We start from the raw sequence: 16,174 nt of genomic DNA, 5'->3' as shown, positions 1-16,174 counted from the left end.
GACACAATTGTGTCTTTTTATTATTCAACAAAACTAGTTTTAAAATTTCCTATTACGCTGTGTACGGGTTTAATTTTAATTCAAACCGAATTGTCAATTCTTTTTAAATCTCTTACTATACTTTTAGTTTCTAATAATAAAACTGTTGTTTCAATTTTATAAATTTCTTTTCCTGTATAACCACTTGTAACTTTACTTATACTATAAGCGTGTCAATAGTCAATACCTATAAAATAAGCAATAACTTTAGAAGGATCAGAACAAGAAATTTCTATACTCATTTTTTTATATTTAGGATATAAAATTCCAACAATTCCATTAGCAATAAAAATATAAAATATTGTTGAAACTTCTCTCATTCCTATTCATGCTCTTTGAGTAGTTAACATTTGATATGATACTGTTCCATTTGCATCATATATCATTTGTACACCTGGTTTATGTGGATTTATAATGCTGAAAATTACTAAGAAAATTAATGAACTAGTAAAAGAAACTATCATTAAAATACTTGAAACACTCTTTTTCTTTTTAGTGGTAAAATAATAGGCAATAAAATCTGAGCCTCCTGTTGATCCCCCATTTTTTCAAGCAGTAGCTATTGCTATTCCTAAAAGAGCAGAACCAATAATACCATTTATAAAAATTGGTCAAGTATTAGGATTTTCTAATTCCATGCCGTTTACTACTATTGTTTCAGTTCATCCGGGAGCAACATTAAATAGATTAACTATAAATTTATTAACTACTTCAATTGTAAGAATTGAATTACTTACAACTTGAAAAATCATAAAACACAAAGAAAGCAGTAAAAAACTTTTTTTGATTTTTAAGTTAATTTTAAAATATGGAAAAATCTTCGTTTTTTTAAATTCTAGTCCAACTATTATAAACAAAGGTATATTAACAATAATATAAATTAAAGCAAAAAGTTTGTCTATGTCTTTTCAATGATTTTTAACAAGAAAAACAATCAATGTTGGTATTCCAGTAAAACCGCTAGGAATGGTATGCGCTTTTGATAAAAAAGTAATGACACCAAAGTTAAACAATAAAGCAGCTAAAAAAATAAAAAATATTCGCCTTATATAAAGTTTAATATTTTGTTTTCTTACCTCTTTATTTTTGCTATTTAATTTTTTGTAATTGTATTGTGCCATTTCAGTCATATTTATATCAATGTCACAAATTCTATAAGTATTTCATTTATGTTCGTTTTGAACAGCATTATCAATAATATTATTCTTGTTTTTCTTGTTAAAAACATTTTTCATAATTAGTAATTTTATTATAAAAATGAATTTTAATAAAAAAATATCTCAATATTATTTTTAATATTAATTTAATATTAAGAATAATAATAAATATCTGCTAAAGCAGTTATTAAATTAGCTCCAGATTTAATTAAAAAAGTATTCCCATCATTCACATTTTCCCCAGGAAAGCAATAGACTTCTTTGCCAATATTTGCAAAACATAATGCTAGATTAATAATTCCTGAATTATTTTTAGCACTAAAAGAAATTAAATAATCTGCTAATAAAGCTATTAATACATTTCTTTCTTTAAAACGAATTAATTTAGGATTAGTTCCTGGAGGATACATACTTATAATCAATTCATTATCATTTAAAATTAAATCACTATCATAATCAATTCCAGAAGCAAGCGGAAAAATGACATTACCTTTTTGTTTACGTCATTCTTGAATTATAAAAGTATCCAAATTTTTAAAATTGGTAGTAATCAAAGTATGTTTATTAACAATTTTTTTAATATTTCTATTTATATTTAATTTACAATTATTACTATCAATATCAGCTGTAAGGCATATTTTTTTAGAATTTAAAAGTTCTAAATTACCACGATAAAATAATACATAAGGTGAGTGTTTAATAGATTTTAATTCTTGCGGATAATTTTCATCAAAAACAGTAATATAATTTATGTTTTTATTTTCTAATTCTAATAGAATTTCACTTAATTTATTTTGATCAATTGATTCTTTATTTATCAAAGCATTATAAATATCTTTTATATTGCCTTTATACTTATATGTTAAATATAAAATAATTTCTTTCATATTTAAACATTTAAGTTTTAAATTTAATCAATCAAAAAATAAACAAAAAATAAAAAAAGAGCCCACTGCTCTTTTAATTTTTTCTTTCATTATATACTGAAGCGTATGTACGATTTCTGCGTTTTTCAAATTTAACATATCCATTGATTAATGAATATAATGTATCATCTTTACCAATACCTACATTTGTACCAGGAAAAATTTTTGTTCCTCTTTGACGAAAAATTATTGATCCTGCTGTACAGTATTGACCATCGCCTAATTTAATACCTAATCTTTGGCCGCGACTATCACGACCATTTCTTGTTGAACCACCGGCTTTCGTGTGTGCCATATTTTAATTATCCTTTAATTTCAGTAATTTCTAAACGAGTATAAGGTTGACGATGACCTAATTTTCTTTTATGTGTAGATTTAGGATTATGACGGTAAACAATTATTTTTTTTGCTTTTCCTTGTTTTTTGATGATACCCTTAACAAACGCATTAGCAACATAAGGTTGTCCAATTTTTTCGTTAATTAACAAAACTTTATCAAAAGTAACAACGTCTCCTTCATTGCCTTCTATTTTTTCAACAAAGATAGTTTGACCTTCATTTTTGATTAAGATTTGTTTGCCTCCAGTTTCGATTATAGCTGACATATTAGCTTAACCCTCCTGATTGATTTCTCATCCTTGAGGTGATATTATTTAAAATGATTAATATACTTGAACCTCTTTAGAATGGTTACAGAAGTAACAAATACATTATAATAAAAACATTAAATATTATTAATAATATATTTATTTTTTCGATTCAATCAATTCACTTCCTGTTGCTATTATTTTAGTAATTTCTCCTAAATTGGGAGGCAAAATAATTTTAGTTGCATTACCATTTGCTAAAGTTGAAAGTTGTTCTATTGATTTTAATTGCAATATTGCTGGATTAATTTCAACACTATTTAATAATTCCAATGCTTGTTTTTGTCCTTGAGCAAAAAGTATTTCTTTTTCTTTTTGAGCTTGAGCAAGTAGAATTTGATTTTCTTTTTCACCTTGAGCTTCTAAAATCATTTTTTCTTTTATAGCTTCAGCTTTAAGTATTTCACTATGTTTAAGACCTTCTGCTTCCAAGATAGCAGCTCTTTTTTCTCTTTCAGCGCGCATTTGACGAATCATTGCTTCTTGAACTTCTGTTGGTGGTTTAATATTTTGTATTTCAACTCTTTTAACATGAATTCCTCATGCATCACTTTCTTTCTCTAAAATACTTGTTAATTTACCGTTTACAGTTTCTCTTGAAGTTAATGATTCATCCAATTCTAATTCACCAATTAAATTTCTTAAAGTTGTAGCTGTTAAATTTTCAATAGCTAAAATCGGTTTTTCCGCACCATAAGCAAATAATTTAGCATCCATAATTTTAAGAAAAACAACTGTGTCAATTAACATAGTTACATTATCTTTAGTTATTACCAATTGTGCTGGAAAATCAAATACTTTTTCTTTAAAATTTTCTTTTAAAACTACTTTTTCAATAAATGGTCATTTGAAATGAATACCATTTTTAAGAGTTCTATTATATTTTCCTAATCTTTCTATAACTAAAAAGTTTGTTTCTCTTACAATTACTATTGATAAAGCTAAAAATGTTATTAATAATAATAAAATTAAAATGGGTATTAAAATAGCTGCAATATTCATTTTATCTCCTTTTTATTTTAAATAAATTATATTATATTGAATAAATTAAAATTTATTTTTTAAAAATTAATATATAATTTTAAAGCATATTATTCACTGACAGCAGAAATTCATAGTTATTTAAAATAAAATTTCTCCTGATTTGATAGTAAGATAGCTGCGATTCTGAAATCATTAAAATTTTATTAACTAATTAGAGAATTTCCTCTTTGCATATTATGCAGAAAGAGAGTAAAATGAGTAGATATACTGGACCTGTTTTTAAAAAATCGCGTCGTTATGGATTTTCTATTTTGGAAACTGGCAAAGAATTTTCAAAAGGAAGAAAAAGAAATTATGCACCAGGCCAACATGGTAATAAACGTGTAAAATTGTCTGATTATGGTCTTCACTTATACGAAAAACAAAAAGTTAAATTTCTTTATGGAATAAGTGAAAAACAAATGCAAAAATATTACAAAAATGCCATAAAAATTAAAGGTGTTGCTGGAACTAATTTATTACAATTACTTGAAAGTCGTTTAGATAATTTAGTTTATCGTGCTGGTTTTGCTTCAACTAGAAGACAAGCAAGACAATTAGTTAATCATGGTCATTTTGAAGTAGACGGACATAAAGCTAATATTCCTTCAATGAAAATTAATTTAAATAGTGTGATTACTTTAAAAGAAAAATCACATAAAAATGCTGAAATTCAAAAAGCATTAGAAACTAGAGTTGCATCTCAATGATTAACAGTAAATAAAGATAAATTCACCATTAAATATGATAGAATGCCTGAAAGAAATGAACTTCACACAGAAATTAAAGAAAATTACATTATCGAATTCTATTCAAAATAGTTTTTAATTAATTAAAGGAAAAAATGAAAAAAGATATTCATCCAACTTATTTTAATGTAGAAGTTTCATGTCAAACATGTGGAAAAAATTTTTCTTTCAAATCAACAAAAAAACAATTTAATGTTGATGTTTGTTCAGGTTGCCACGTTGTTTACACTGGTGATAGAACTAAAACTAAAGCTACTGGAATGATTGATAAATTTAATCAAAGATTTGCAAAAAGCCAACAAAAACAACAAAACAAAAAATAAATAAAAAGATCTAATAAGATCTTTTTATTTAGCACTTATATCTTTTTAATTGCTAAAATTAAGTATAATTTAGATTATGTCAAGAAAAAAAGATGATTCAGAAAAAGATTTACTTTTAAAATATGCAATAGAAAGTTACATTGAAACAGGCGAAGCAATTTCATCAAAATTATTAGTAGAAAAATATAAATTAACTATGTCTAGCGCTAAAGTTCGTTATATTTTAAATGAATTAGAACAAAATCAAATGTTAATTAAAAAACATAAATCTAGCGGAAGAATTCCTTCAAATCAAGCTTATTCGTATTATATTAATAATTTAAGTGTTAATAATCAAACAGTGCTTAAAAATAAAATGAAAGATTTATTTGCTAATAGATGAAATAATATTGATAACACACTTGATGAAAGTTCTAATTTTATAAATGAAATTATAGATTTCGCACTTGTAACTTCACAAACTAATGAAACTGATTTACTTAAATCAATTTCATTAGTCCCATTAAGTGAAATTGATGCTACTATTATTCTTGTCGATTCTAATGGAAAAGTATATTCAAAAATATTACATTTAATTAATAAAAATGTAAAAATGAATGATATAAGAATTGCAGTTCGTATTTTTAAAGAACGATTAATTGATACTAGAATAGTAGATTTAAAAACTTCTGTCTGAAATTTAAGAGATATTTTTTCACAATCAATTAAAAATTATGAAGAAGTATTACAAAATTTTGTTGAAAATATATTTAATTTTGAAATAGAACAAAAAAATTATGTATACGGAAAAAATAAATTAATTTTATCAGAAGACATTAATAGAACTAATCTAGTTAAAATATTAGATATTATGGAAAAAAAATCAATATGGCAAACAATTGAAGCTGAAAATAAAGATAATGATGATTCAAATATTAAAATTTTAATTGATAATAATAATACAGCCATTATTAGTAAAAAATTACCATACAATTCTAAAATTAAAGAAATTTCTGCAGTCGGAACTAAAAGAATGAATTATCAAAAAGCTTTAGTTGCTTTACAAGCTTTAGAGGAATTAATTGAGGAGAGAACTAAATAAAATATGACAAGTAATTTTTGAAAAATAGAAGAAAAAGATTGAATTAAATTTAATTTAAATGTGTTTGATAAAAATAATAATTTAATAGATGAATTAATTCAAAAAGATCAAGATATTATTTTAGATCAAAAAAATTCACTACATCAATTGTTATTAAATCATCAGATTTTAAATAAAGAAATAATAATTGATAATGTAAAAAATGAAACACAAGAATTAAAATATGTTTTTGAAATAATTGATTTTAAAAAAGCCAATGATCTAAATTGCGAAATTGAAAATAAAAATTTAAAACAAAATTTAGAAATAAAAAATAAAAATGTTGAGGACTTATTACAAAAAGTTAAACATCTAGAATATCAATTAAAACTTGCTATTGAAGATGTTAAAAAAGCTAAAGAATCTAGAATAATTGAACGCTTTACTATGCCAGAGGAAGAAATAAAAAATATAAAACAATATGCTTTACAACAATTTTTAGAAGAATTTTTAGATCCTTACCTTACTTTGAAAATAGCTATTGAATCAGCATTAAATAATAATGATTTGAGTGTTCAAAATTATGCAAAAGGTTTTACAATGGTTGTTAACCTTATTGATGAAGTGTTAAAAAATAAAGGTCTTTCTATCATTCAACCTTTAATAAATAGTGAATATGACCCTGAAACATCAAAAATAATAGAACAAATTGTAGATAATTCATTGCAAAATAATACTGTTATTAAAATCAAACAAAATGGTTACAAATTATTTGATAGAGTTATAAAACCAGCCTTAGTTATAACTTCTAAAAAAATAATTCATAAAAATAAACAAAATAATAAAAAAAGACAAAAAAATTTATAATTTGTCTTTTTTTATTATTCTTCATATATTTATGACAATTCTTTTTATAAGGAGGCAAATGGACAAATTAAAATTTAAAAAATTAAATAAAGATGAAGAAATAAATATAAACGGTGGATCAATAATAGCAACTGCAACTGCATTAGCACCTATTATTTTTAACGGTATAAATACTATAGCCAGTGTTATTAAAATGTTTTCTTCATCCACGGGAGAATATAAAACTAAAGATAATTCATTTAAATGAGATAATAAAGCAAACAAAACTGAAGTCAAAACTTTGTATTACTATTATTAATTTATTATTTTTTTTATTATTTTTTTATATTTTAAATAATTTAATTTTCAATTAAAAATTTGATATTTTTTTTCTTTACACAAATTAAATTTAATATTAATTTTATTAGTTATATAATCGTAAAATAATAATATATTATCATTTTCATTAGTTTGAATATTGGCTAAATAAAATTTATAATTTTCTAATTTATTTATTAATATATAAGATTTAAAATCAATGGATTTTTTATAATTTTCTAATTTATTTATTAATTTTGATTTAAAAATATTTATATCTATATTTTTTAAATTTATTTTTTTAACAATTGTTTTATAAATTCCATATAAATTTATAACTTGTTTATACTTAAAAAGTAATAAATTATTTCTATTTTTATAAATATTTAACATTCATATTAAACATAAATAAAAATAAAAAATATTATCATATTTTACTGTTGCTGGAAAAGAGTTAACTTTCTTATTATCATAACTAAATAATAAGTTAGAAAAATTAATATTTGAATGTTTATCATAATAATAATTAACATGATAATGATTTAATAATTTAATAATTCTCATATCTGCATCATTAGAAATACAAACAGAATAATTATTTAAATTAAATTTATTTCTTTTTAATTCTTCTAATAAAAAATTTAAATATAAAAGTATTATTGTATTTTTATCTAATTTTAAAAATTTTTTATTTGTTCTAATAGATAAAGATAAATTTAAATTTTTTTCAAATATAAAAATAGCATCATTTACAAAATGTCTATTATGAATAAAAGAATTAATTTTAGCATTATAGTTATTAGTTAAGTTATTAATAATTTCTTTATATTTAGAATTTTTAACAATTAATTTAATTTCTGCTTTATATCTTTCTTTTAAATTTTTAAAATTATTATTTATTATTTCTGATGAAAGAAAATCATTCACTATTGTTTGAAAATCTAGATTAATAATATTAGAAGGCAAATTATTATTAAAATTATTATTAATTTTCGTATCACTAATTAAATCATTATATATATTTTCTAATTTAAAATTAGATTGACAATCAAATTCCACTATTAACAACGAATTATCAGAATCATAATAAATATGTATTAAATTGTTATATTTATTTTTTTCTTTGGTGAAATAAATTAATTCATTAGCTATTAAAAAAACATTTTTTAATTGATATATTTGAAAATATTTTGACAAAAAAATTACAAAATTGTTTACATAATTTTGTATATTTTTTTTATTAAATAAATTTATACTAATCATTATTTCTTTATTATCATGAAAATAATTAATTAACAATTTACTTAATTTGTCTAATGTATTAAACAATGAATATTCATCTAAACTATTAATTAAAAAAGAATTATTAACATATCTAATGTTTATTTTTTTCTTAATATTGATCATTTTTAATTACTTCAACGGCTTGAATAATTTCTTGATTTTTAAGATTAATTAATTTAACACCTTTAGCTGATCTTCCTGAAATATTTATAGAATCAATATTCATTCTTATGGTTAATCCTCTATTAGTGATTATTAATAATTCGTCACTTATATTGACAAATCTAGCAAAAACAATATTTCCCGCTAATTCTGAATTAATACCTTTTACACCTTTACCGCCACGTTTAATTAATCTAAATTCTTCTTTTTTTGTTAATTTACCAAAACCTTTAGAACCAATTGTTAGAATATAATCTCCTTCATCAGAGGTAGATGATGATACAACAAATTGATTATCAGATAAAGAAATTCCTTTTACACCAATTGAATTTCTACTTACAGGTCTAAAATCTTTTGATTCAAAATTTATTATTTTATCTTCATTGTTAGCTAATAATATTTGAGATGAATTATTTAATATTATTGCTCTTATTAATTCGTCTTTTTCATTTAATTTAAATGCCAATTTACCAGTTTGTTTTATTTTTTGATATTCACTTAAATAAGTTTTTTTAATTATTCCCTTTTTAGTAGTAGTAAATAAAAATTGTTTATTCTGATAATTATTAACTGGTAATATAGAAATAATTCTTTCATCATTTTTAACATCTAGAGACGTTATTAAATTAACAAAAGGTATTCCTTTAGATTGCTTACTTAATTCAGGAATTTGATGTGCTCTAATTCTATAAACTTTAGCAAAATTTGAAAATAATAAAAGATCGGTGTGTGTTGATGTAGTAATAATTGTAGATATATCATCGTCCTCATATGTCTTCATAGTATTTTGACCTATTCCACCACGTTTTTGATTTCTATATTCTTCTAAATCAATTCTTTTCACATAACCTTTTGTAGAAGATGTAATTACAATATCTTTTTTAGGAATTAAATCTTCATCTGTTATATTTGAAAGCGAAAATAAATCAATTTTAGTTCTACGTTTGTCACTGTATTTATTTTTTATTTCTTCTAATTCGTTTATTATTAAATTAATAAGAGCATCATGATTATTAAGAATAAATTCTATTTGATTAATTTCTTTATTTAATTCATTCATTTCATCATTCATATTTTCAATTGCCAAATTAGTTAAACGACCTAAACGCATATCGACAATAGCTTTAGTTTGTTTTTCAGATAAATTAAATCTAGTTGTTAATTTTAATTGTGCTTCTTGATCATTTTTAGATGATTTTATTATTTTAATAACTTCGTCAATGTTTTCTACTGCTATTTTAAGTCCTTCTAAAATATGTAATTTATCTTTTGCCTTATTAAGATCAAAAGATAATCTTCTAGTAATAACTTCCTCTTGATGATTTAAATATATTTCTAAAACATTTTTTAAATTTAATAATTTAGGAACTCCTTTAACTAAAGCTACAATATTAGCATTGTAATTTACTTGCAAATTAGTTTGTTTATATAATCTATTAAGAATTATATGAGGATTAAAATTTCTTTTAACATCAATAACTATTCTTATTCCTTCTCTGGATGATTCGTCTCTTAAATCAGAAATGCCTTCAATTGTTTTAGTTTTTACTAACTCAGCTATTTTTTCAATTATTAAAGTTTTTTTAATTTCATAAGGTATTTCTGTAACAATTATTTTACTTTTGCCATTTTGATATTCTTCTATTTTTGCAGTTGATCTTATTGGAATAGATCCTCTTCCTGTCGCATATACATTTTTAATACCTGCGTTACCTAAAATAGTAGCACCAGTTGGAAAATCTGGACCAGGTAAAAATGACATTAATTCATCGACAGTAATATCTTTATTTTTTGCTAAAGCTATTACAGCATCGATTGTTTCTCCTAAATTGTGAGGAGGAATAGATGTTGCCATCCCAACTGCTATTCCAGAACTACCTGAAACTAAAAGATTAGGAAATCTTGCCGGTAAAACACTTGGTTCTAATTCAGAAGCATCATAATTATCAACAAAATCAACTGTATTCTTTTTAATACCATCTAACATTTCATAAGCTAATTTAGACATTCTTGCTTCAGTGTAACGCATCGCTGCGGCTTCATCTCCATCAATTGAACCAAAATTACCATGACCATCAACTAGTGGATATCTCATAGAAAAATCTTGTGCCATTCTAACCATAGCATCATAAACTGAAGAATCGCCATGTGGATGATATTTACCTAAAACATCACCTACAATTCTTGCACTTTTTCTATGGGGAGAATTATGATATATTCCTAATTCATTCATGTCAAATAAAATTCTTCTATGAACTGGTTTTAATCCATCTCTTGCATCTGGTAAGGCTCTTGAAACAATAACGCTCATAGCATATTCTAAAAATGAATTTTTCATTTCCTTATGAACATATATTGGATTAATTCCATCGATTGGTTCTGTAATTATTTGAGATTCTACTTTATATTCTTCTTTATTTTGAGGAATATCTTCTTCCTCTTCTTCAATATTATTTTCTTTTTCTTCTTGTTTGAAAGCTACAAACAATTCATCATCAATTAAAATATCTTCTTCAAAATTTTTCTTTTCTAATTCTTTTTCTTTGTTGTCATCAAAAGGATAAAAAAACATATATACCTCATTTAAAAAATTTAATAAAATTTTACCATATTTTTAATCTTAAATATATACTTATATTAATATAAATATTAATATAAGGAATTATATGAAAAAAGTTAGAACACGTTACGCACCTAGTCCAACTGGATATTTACATATTGGCGGAGCAAGAACTGCTTTATTTTGTTATTTATTTGCCAAACATTTCGAAGGTGACTTTATTTTTCGCTTGGAAGATACTGATATAAAAAGAAATGTTGAAAAAGGTGAAGAAAGTCAACTGAAAAATTTAGAATGATTAGGTATTATACCTGATGAAAGTCCCTTTAATCCTAATCCAAAATACGGTAAATACAGACAAAGTGAGAAAATAAAAAGATATCAAGAAATTGCACAATATCTATTAGATAAAGGTTATGCATATAAAGCATATGATACCACTGAAGAATTAGAAAAACAAAAACTGGAATCTCAAGCAAAAGGTATAACTTCATTCAAATATGATAAAAATTGATTAAAAATATCTGAAACTGAAAAAATGAATAGAGATAAAAAGGGAGAATATTCTATAAGATTTTCAATGCCTAAAAATAAGGAATATCAATGAAATGATTTAGTAAGAGGATTAATTAAGTTTGAAAGTGCGAGTATTGGTGACTGAGTTATATTAAAAAGTGATAAGTATCCTACTTATAATTTTGCTGTTGTTATTGATGATTTCGATATGCAAATCACTCATATATTAAGAGGAGAAGAACATATAACTAACACACCTAAACAATTAGCTATTTATGATGCCTTAAATTGAACACCGCCAATTTTTGGTCATTTAACTGTTATTACTAATATGGAAGGCAAAAAATTATCTAAAAGAGATTTAACTTTAAAACAATTTATTGAAGATTATAAAAATGAAGGTTATATACCTGAAGCTATATTTAATTTTTTAACTTTACTTGGATGAACAGATATACAATCTAGAGAAATTATGTCTCATCAAGAAATAATTAAAGCATTCGACCCAAACAGACTAAGTAAAAGTCCATCTAAATTTGATATAAAAAAAATGCAATGATTTAGCAAACAATATTTAAAAAATATGTCAAATAGTAAATTATTAGAAATAATAAATCTTGAAGAAAATAATTGAAACAAATTGTTTCTTAATACTTATAAAGAAAGTGTCTATAATATTGAACAATTAAAAAAATGTTTAGAACAATACCAAAAACCATTAAAAGAATTTAATTTTAAATTTTCTCAAGAAGAATTAAATATTATAACTTTATTTAAAACAAAATTATATAATAGTGAATTTACAATCGAAAATCTAAACAATATAATAAATCAAATTTCTTTTGAAACTAATAAAAAAGGTAAGGCATTATTTTTACCTATAAGATTAGCAACAACATACACTGAGCATGGCCCAGAATTAGCAAAAGCTATTTATTTATTCGGTGAAAATTTAATTAAAGAAAGGTTAAATAAATGAAAATAAATTTTTCTTCTATAACTGATCATTCTAATGAAACAACAAAATTAGAACCTATAAAAATTAATTTTGATGTTGAAGCAGAATATAATGTAAGTATAGAAAATAATGAAACAAATTATATTTATTCTTTTATTGAACCACAAAATCAAATAAAAAGTTATATAAAAATAAATAAAAATAAAATAAATATTATAACTGGTGATTATACTTTAATAATCGTTCTTAATGAAGAATATATTAATAAAATAAATATAAATAATACATATTTTCCTTTAATTAGTTATGGTACAGAAATTATAATTTCAGAAAATTTGAAAACTTTTAGTTATAAATTGTATAACTCAACAGATGTACTAATCGGAACTTTTAAAATAACAATTGAAAATAAATAAAAAGTAGAAATTATATTCTACTTTTTATTTATTTTCAATTGTTTGTTGTTTTCTTAAAGCTCTAGCTTGTTCTAATTTTAATTTGTGTTTTCTTTTTAATGCTCTTTCTTTATTTTTTCTTCTTGTTATTTTTCTCATATTTTCCTTTTTTTAATTTCAATAGAATTAATTATATCATTTTATATAATTAAAAATTTAATAAATTTTCGTATTTGTGTATCAAAAAGGCAAATCAAAAAATTGTAAATTATATTTAGATAATTGTGTAATTATAATAAAACTTATTAACAGTATTATAAAAATAAAAATTAAATAATCTTTTCAATTTCATACAAGTTTACGATATCTTGTACGTTTAGAATATGGATCATAACCTCTTGTTTCCATTGCATTTGATAAATCTTCCGCCTTTGCGAATGAAGTTACAAATAAAGGAATAATTAATGTAGTAAGAGATTTTGCTTTTTCAAAAAATTTTCCATTTTTTAAATCAATACCTCTACTTGCTTGTGCTTTAGATATTCTTTGTGCTTCTTCAAGTAATGTGGGTATAAATCTTAAAGATATTGATATTATTGTGGCTATTATATGTGTAGGAACAAAAAATAATTTAAAAGGCAATAATAAATCTTCTATTGCTTTAGTTAATAAAACAGGTTTAGTGGTCATAACCAAAATAGTTGTTGTTAAAATCATTATATAGATTCTTAATATTAAAGCAATAGTTCTTGAAACTTGCGGCCAAGTTAAACCATATTCAGCGTTTGTGCTTTTATAAAGCCTTAATCAAATAAATCCAGGATTTTCTACATAAATATTATCAAGAGTTAATGTTGAAGAATCCCCAATTATAGTAGTAGTTTGAATTTTCATTGTGTAAATATTAACAAAATAAAGTATTAAACCAACAACTAAGGGCATTTTCATTAATCTAAAAATACCTATAATGCTTTTTGTGGAAATAATATAAGCTAAAACTATAGGTAATAAAATAATTAATAAACTAATTAAATAATCAGTAAAAAAAACAGTTATTATTAACATTAAGTTAATTATAAGTTTAAGTCTTGAATCTAATTTGTGAATAAAACTGTTTACTGCTAAATATCTGCCTATTGTAAAATTACCCATTTTTGTTCCTTTTTAAAATTTTATTTAAATAGGTAGCTAATTCTTCTATTGATTTAATTTTGGGAATAGAAATTCCTTTTGCTTCTAATTTATTTGTAAAATCCAAAATTTTAGGTGGTTCTAAATCATTTTCGTATAAAAATTTTGTATCTTTAAGAACTGAATATGTTTCACCATCTTTAATAATTTTACCATTTTTAAAAATTATAGTTCTTTGTGTTTCTTCTAATATATTATCTAGATCATGCGTAACAATTATTATAGTTTTGCCTAATTGATGTAATTTTTTAAATATGCTTAAAATTTCTTTTACACCAACAGGATCTAATCCTGCTGTTGGTTCATCAGCAACTAAAATATCTGGTTCCATTGCTAAAATACCAGCTAAAGCAACTCTTCTTTTTTGACCTCCTGATAAATCAAAAGGAGATTTTTTTAAATATGTATCATCTAAACCAACTAAATTTAAATATTTTTTTGCTCTTAATTTAGCTTCTTCTTTCGATACACCAAAAGATCTAGGGCCAAACATTATATCTTTTTCAATAGTTTCTTCAAATAATTGATATTCCGCAAATTGAAATATAACTCCAATTCGTTGTCTAATATCTTTTGCTTTTGGAAATTTTTTTCTTCAATTATTTTTTAAAATAGTTAAATCATTAAATTTTTCATTTATTTTAATTTTTTTAATTTTAATTTGACCTTTTTTATTTTTAAATTGATGATCAACTTTAACAATTCTAGAATTTAAATAATTTCATTCTATACTACCATTAGTAGGTATTAATAAACCATTTAAATGTTCAACAAAAGTTGTTTTACCTGATCCAGTTTGACCAATAATGCCTATATATTCACCTTGATTAATATCAAGCGATATATTATTTATTGCCTTAAAAGCTATTGGTGTTTTGGCTAGAAAAATATGTTCTAAATTTCTGATTTTAATTTGCATATTTGTTCAATTAGTTCCTCTTCGTTATATGTAGCTTTAATATTATGTATTTTTTGACTAAGCTTATAAATAAATGGTGAATCAATTTTTGCAATATTGATAATTTTTTTATTATTCAAAATATCTTTAGGACTCCCAGAGGCAATAACTTGTCCTTTTGCAAAAACTATACATTTATCAGCTAATATTGCTTCATCCATATCATGAGTTATAGAAATTAAAGTTTTATCTCGTTTATGTTGAATTTCACGAATAATATTAAGAACTTTTCTCTTACCTTTTGGATCAAGCATAGAAGTTACTTCATCAAAAATAATTATTTCAGGATCTAAAGCTAAAACGGATGCTATAGCCACTCTTTGTTTTTGACCGCCAGATAAAAATTGTGGTTCTCTACTTAAATAATTTTTCATTTCAACTCTATCGGCTAAGTATTCAATTATTGGTTTCATATCTTTTGGATCAATTTGTGCATTTTCCAATCCAAAAGCAATATCATCTTCAACTGTAGCACCAATAAATTGATTATCTGGATTTTGAAATATTATACCAATTTTTTTTCTAATTTTTTTTATTGTACTCGCATTAATAACTATATTATCAATTTCTATACTACCAGATTGAGGTTTATATAAAGCAACTAATAATTTACTAAAAGTACTTTTACCAGATCCGTTATGTCCTAATATTGCTACATATTCGCCTTTTTTAATTTCAAGATTTAATCCATTTAAAGCATTTATATTTGCTTCCGAATATTTAAAAACTAAATCAGTTATTTTTATCATAAAAATTATTATAAAACATAAATAACATATTTATAAAATTTAAAATTAAATAATTTTAATTAATATTAATAAATAAACTAATTATGAGAAAAAAGACGGAAAAAAATAATTCTTAAGTTTTTATAATTAAAACAAATAAATGGAGTTAAAATGAATTATTGAATAATTACAAAAACAAAAGAAAATATTAAATTACATTTGTCATTATTGAAAAAAAGAATAAAAAAATACTCTCTTATTTAGAAGAGAGTATTTTTTTATTCTTTGAAAACTGAATAGTGTTTTTTAAAAGATTTAATAAAATGTCACATAC

17 protein-coding genes are annotated in these 16,174 nt (G+C 22.8%); 7 read left to right on the top strand and 10 right to left on the bottom strand.

What is annotated here, in order from left to right; translation table 4 throughout:
• Window positions 1-20: 20 nt before the first annotated feature.
• The 5 genes from VBM87_RS02410 to VBM87_RS02390 all read right to left on the bottom strand — a co-directional run bounded on the left by VBM87_RS02410 (window position 21) and on the right by VBM87_RS02390 (window position 3,771).
• Window positions 21-1,274 carry a YitT family protein gene (locus VBM87_RS02410; RefSeq protein WP_323177224.1) on the bottom strand — a complete coding sequence of 418 codons (1,254 nt, stop codon included), beginning with the start codon at window positions 1,272-1,274 and terminating at the stop codon, window positions 21-23.
• A gap of 74 nt (window positions 1,275-1,348) precedes the next feature.
• The gene (locus VBM87_RS02405) at window positions 1,349-2,083 is read right to left on the bottom strand and encodes a DNA-processing protein DprA (protein WP_323177223.1); all 735 of its coding nucleotides are present in this window, start codon (window positions 2,081-2,083) and stop codon (window positions 1,349-1,351) included.
• Window positions 2,084-2,156: 73 nt separating this feature from the next.
• Window positions 2,157-2,417, bottom strand: coding sequence for a 50S ribosomal protein L27 (gene rpmA / locus VBM87_RS02400; protein ID WP_257075815.1), 261 nt, complete (start codon window positions 2,415-2,417; stop codon window positions 2,157-2,159).
• A 7-nt stretch (window positions 2,418-2,424) separates the two neighbouring features.
• Window positions 2,425-2,727: a 50S ribosomal protein L21 gene (gene rplU, locus VBM87_RS02395; protein WP_323177222.1), complete on the bottom strand. Its 303-nt coding sequence runs from the start codon at window positions 2,725-2,727 to the stop codon at window positions 2,425-2,427.
• 141 nt (window positions 2,728-2,868) lie between these two features.
• A complete protein-coding gene (locus VBM87_RS02390; RefSeq protein WP_257075818.1) occupies window positions 2,869-3,771 on the bottom strand; it encodes an SPFH domain-containing protein in 903 nt (300 codons plus the stop codon).
• A 236-nt stretch (window positions 3,772-4,007) separates the two neighbouring features.
• On the opposite strand from VBM87_RS02390, the gene rpsD reads away from it, so the two are divergent.
• From rpsD to VBM87_RS02365, 5 genes are all read left to right on the top strand, one after another.
• Window positions 4,008-4,613, top strand: a complete 606-nt coding sequence (gene rpsD, locus VBM87_RS02385) for a 30S ribosomal protein S4 (protein WP_257075819.1) — start codon at window positions 4,008-4,010, stop codon at window positions 4,611-4,613.
• Between the two features lie 23 nt (window positions 4,614-4,636).
• A complete protein-coding gene (gene rpmE, locus VBM87_RS02380) occupies window positions 4,637-4,864 on the top strand; it encodes a 50S ribosomal protein L31 (protein ID WP_257075820.1) in 228 nt (75 codons plus the stop codon).
• Between the two features lie 76 nt (window positions 4,865-4,940).
• Window positions 4,941-5,945, top strand: a complete 1,005-nt coding sequence (locus VBM87_RS02375; RefSeq protein WP_323177221.1) for a heat-inducible transcriptional repressor HrcA — start codon at window positions 4,941-4,943, stop codon at window positions 5,943-5,945.
• Between the two features lie 3 nt (window positions 5,946-5,948).
• Window positions 5,949-6,791 (top strand): nucleotide exchange factor GrpE, encoded by an 843-nt coding sequence (locus tag VBM87_RS02370; RefSeq protein WP_323177220.1) that lies wholly within the window; start codon window positions 5,949-5,951, stop codon window positions 6,789-6,791.
• A gap of 58 nt (window positions 6,792-6,849) precedes the next feature.
• Window positions 6,850-7,089, top strand: a complete 240-nt coding sequence (locus tag VBM87_RS02365) for a hypothetical protein (protein ID WP_323177219.1) — start codon at window positions 6,850-6,852, stop codon at window positions 7,087-7,089.
• Here VBM87_RS02365 and VBM87_RS02360 read toward each other — a convergent pair.
• Both VBM87_RS02360 and gyrA read right to left on the bottom strand, forming a co-directional pair.
• A complete protein-coding gene (locus tag VBM87_RS02360; protein ID WP_323177218.1) occupies window positions 7,086-8,495 on the bottom strand; it encodes an MAG5620 family putative phospho-sugar mutase in 1,410 nt (469 codons plus the stop codon). The two genes, VBM87_RS02365 and VBM87_RS02360, sit on opposite strands and share 4 nt — an antisense overlap.
• Window positions 8,482-11,106, bottom strand: a complete 2,625-nt coding sequence (gene gyrA / locus VBM87_RS02355; protein ID WP_323177217.1) for a DNA gyrase subunit A — start codon at window positions 11,104-11,106, stop codon at window positions 8,482-8,484. Before gyrA ends, VBM87_RS02360 begins: the two co-directional genes overlap by 14 nt.
• Window positions 11,107-11,200: 94 nt before the next feature.
• Between gyrA and gltX the strand changes: the two genes are divergently transcribed.
• Window positions 11,201-12,595 carry a glutamate--tRNA ligase gene (gene gltX / locus VBM87_RS02350; protein WP_323177216.1) on the top strand — a complete coding sequence of 465 codons (1,395 nt, stop codon included), beginning with the start codon at window positions 11,201-11,203 and terminating at the stop codon, window positions 12,593-12,595.
• Entirely contained in the window at window positions 12,586-12,984 is a 399-nt protein-coding gene (locus VBM87_RS02345) for a hypothetical protein (RefSeq protein ID WP_323177215.1), read from the top strand. Before gltX ends, VBM87_RS02345 begins: the two co-directional genes overlap by 10 nt.
• Window positions 12,985-13,179: 195 nt before the next feature.
• On the opposite strand, the gene VBM87_RS02340 is transcribed toward VBM87_RS02345, so the two are convergent.
• Genes VBM87_RS02340 through VBM87_RS02330 form a run of 3 tightly spaced genes read right to left on the bottom strand, consistent with a single transcriptional unit; the run spans window position 13,180 to window position 15,861 of the window.
• Window positions 13,180-14,115: an energy-coupling factor transporter transmembrane component T gene (locus VBM87_RS02340; RefSeq protein WP_323177214.1), complete on the bottom strand. Its 936-nt coding sequence runs from the start codon at window positions 14,113-14,115 to the stop codon at window positions 13,180-13,182.
• Window positions 14,108-15,073 carry an energy-coupling factor transporter ATPase gene (locus tag VBM87_RS02335; RefSeq protein WP_323177213.1) on the bottom strand — a complete coding sequence of 322 codons (966 nt, stop codon included), beginning with the start codon at window positions 15,071-15,073 and terminating at the stop codon, window positions 14,108-14,110. The genes VBM87_RS02340 and VBM87_RS02335 overlap by 8 nt, the downstream gene beginning before the upstream one ends.
• Entirely contained in the window at window positions 15,049-15,861 is an 813-nt protein-coding gene (locus tag VBM87_RS02330; protein ID WP_323177212.1) for an energy-coupling factor transporter ATPase, read from the bottom strand. The genes VBM87_RS02335 and VBM87_RS02330 overlap by 25 nt, the downstream gene beginning before the upstream one ends.
• Window positions 15,862-16,174 lie beyond the last annotated feature (313 nt).

Source organism: Mycoplasma sp. 744 (genome assembly GCF_034863305.1).
Classification (GTDB): Bacteria; Bacillota_I; Bacilli_A; order Mycoplasmatales; family Metamycoplasmataceae; genus Mycoplasmopsis.
This window is presented reverse-complemented; position numbering and strand designations above follow the sequence as displayed.